This window comes from Cellulomonas sp. ACRRI, assembly GCF_022346185.1.
Taxonomy (GTDB): domain Bacteria; phylum Actinomycetota; class Actinomycetes; order Actinomycetales; family Cellulomonadaceae; genus Cellulomonas.
This window is the reverse complement of record NZ_JAKRMS010000228.1, coordinates 1-2,746: the sequence shown is the minus strand read 5'-3', so window position 1 is coordinate 2,746 and position 2,746 is coordinate 1. Positions and strand designations below refer to the sequence as shown.

The 2,746-nt window shown below is 81.2% G+C and carries 1 protein-coding gene; it reads left to right on the top strand.

Annotated elements, in window-relative coordinates; translation table 11 throughout:
* Positions 1 to 1,424: 1,424 nt before the first annotated feature.
* Positions 1,425 to 2,746, top strand: a 1,322-nt coding sequence (locus tag MHY85_RS20755) for a hypothetical protein (protein ID WP_239200313.1), incomplete at its 3' end; no start/stop codon positions are given.

Below are 2,746 nucleotides of genomic sequence, written 5' to 3'. Positions count from 1 at the left end.
GGTGGGGACCGGCCGGGTCGGGCCGATGCGGGGTCTGGGGGCGCCGGATGAGACGATGGTCGGCGGTCGAACTTGAGGAGCAGCTGGACATGAGCAGCGACGAGCGCGGGACGCGTTCGGCGGACGAGGGCGGACGCCGCAGCGGCGGCGTCGGTCGGTACGGCAACCGGGGCGCGGGGCGCCCGAGCGACGGCGAGCGGCCCGCGCGCGCACCGCGGGTGGCCGGTCAGCGCCGCAGCGGCGGCGACGAGCGCGGTCGGCGCTCTGCTGTGGCGCAGAGCGGCGCGACGGGGGATCGCGGCAGCGCTGGGCGTGACGCAGGGGCGACGCGGCGGAGCGAGGGCGCACGGAGCTACGCCGGAGACCGCCGGCCGGCCGGCGACCGCCCGCGGTACGAGGACGGTCAGCGCCCGCAGGGCGGCTCGCGCGACGGCCGGTCGCCCGGCGGGCGGGAGCAGCGCACGTACGGGCGCGGCGACGGCGAGCGCTCGGGCGGGTACCGCTCCGACCGCGGCCCGGCTCGGGCCGGTGGGCGGGCCGACGGCTCCGACCGCGGCGCCCGGGCCGGCGGCTCGCGCCCGGAGCGCGGCGACCGGACCGGTGGGTACGGCGCGGACCGTGGCGGCGCTCGTCCGGAGCGCGCCGGGGGATACCGCTCGGACCGTGGTGGGGAGCGGACCGGCGGGTACGGCCCGGACCGGGGCGCTGCGCGCCCGGAGCGCGACGACCGGACCGGTGGGTACGGCCCGGCTCGCGCCGGCGGCTCGCGCCCGGAGCGCGGTGACCGGACCGGTGGGTACGGCGCGGACCGTGGTGGCGCTCGTCCGGAGCGCACCGGGGGATACCGGTCCGACCGCGGTCCCGCCCGCGAGGGCGAACGCGGCGGGTACCGGGGCGAGCGGCGTGAGGGCGGCTACGGCCGCAGCGGCGAGCAGCGCGGCCAGCGTCCCGGTGGCGACGGCCAGCAGGGCGGGCGCGCGGACGGCTACCGGCGCGACGCCGAGGGCGGCGCGCGGTCCGGCGGCTACCGCGCGGACCGGGGGGACACGCGTCCCGGTGACCGTGGGGCCCCCGCACGCGGGGGTCGTCCGGGCGCAGGCGGCGAGCGCCGTCCCGAGCGCGGTGGCGACCAGCGACACGACCGCGGCGGGTTCCGCGACCGTCAGGGCGGTGCCGAGCGCGGCGCCGGCCGCGGTGGCGACCAGCGCGAGGACCGCGGCGGATACCGGGGCGGGCGCGACTCCGGCGCCGGTGCTCCCGGCGGCGAGCGGGGCTACCGCTCGAACCGCGGTGGGCAGCAGGGTGACGGCTACCGCGGCGGTGCGCAGTCTGCCCCGTCCGGTGAGCGCGGCGGCTACCGCCGCGACGAGCGCGGCGGCTCCGGGGGCCAGGACCGCGGCGGGTTCCGCCGCGACGACCGGGGCGTGCGCGGCGGCGACCAGCGCGAGGACCGCGGCTACGGCGGCAGCCGTGACGCAGGCCGGGGCGCGTCCGGTGGCGTCCGTCGCGACGACCGCGGCGGGCACAGCCCTCAGCGGGACGACCGGGGCGGGTACCGAGGCGCTCGCGACGGTCAGGACCGCGGCGACCGCGGCGGCTACGGCGCCCGCGCGTACGACCGGGGCGACCGGGCCGGCGCCCGCGCGTACGACCGGGGCGACCGGGCCGGCGCGCGCGCGTACGACCGGGGTGACCGCGGCCCGCGGCAGGACGACCGCGGCCCGCGCCGCGACGGCGACGACCGCCGCCCCACCCGCCCCCCGCAGGCGGTGCGCGAGTCCGGGCCGGAGATCCCCGAGGACGTCGAGTTCAGCATGCTCGACCGGGAGGTCCGCGCGCGGCTGCGCACGCTGAGCAAGGACAACGCGTGGGCCGTCGGGCGGCACCTGGTCATGGCCGGGCGGCTGATCGACGAGGACCCGGAGCTCGCCTACGAGCACGCGCAGGCGGCCGTGCGGCACGGCGGCCGGGTCGACGTCGTGCGCGAGGCGGCGGGACTGGCGGCGTACCGGACCGGCCGGTTCGCCGAGGCGCTGCGCGAGCTGCGCACCGTGCGGCGGCTCAACGGGTCGTCGGAGCACCTCGCCGTGATGGCGGACTGCGAGCGCGGCCTCGGGCGGCCGGAGCGCGCGATCGCGCTGGCGGCTTCGCCCGAGGCCGAGGACCTCGACGTGACGACGCGGGCCGAGCTGGCGATGGTCGTGAGCGGCGCGCGCCTGGACATGGGCGACCCGGACGCGGCGATCGCCGCCCTGTCCGGCATCGGTTCGGGCCCGGTCCGCACGCTGCTCGCGGCGCGCGTGGTCGCGGCCCGGGCGGACGCCCTGCGCGCCGCGGGGCGGACCGCGGAGGCCGAGGAGGCCGAGGCGACCGTGCCCGCGGCGCTGCTCGCGCAGGTGCAGGGCACGGACGAGGACGAGGACGTCGTGGTGTTCGACCTCGACGAGGACGAGGACGGCCTCGCGGACGACGCCGAGGCGGCGGACGACGCGTCCGACGCCCTCGGCACGGCCGACGCAGCCGACGGACCCGACGAACCGGCCGCCGACGCCACCGACGCGGCGGAGCCGGCCGTCGAGCCCGACGCGGCGCAGCCGGCCGACGAGCCCGACGCCGCGGACGCGGCCGACGAGCCCGACGCCGCGGACGCGGCCGACGAGCCCGACGCCGCGGACGCGTCCGACGAGCCCGAGGCCGCGACGGCCGCCGAGCCGGACGAGACCCCGGCCCCTGAGCCGGGCGAGAC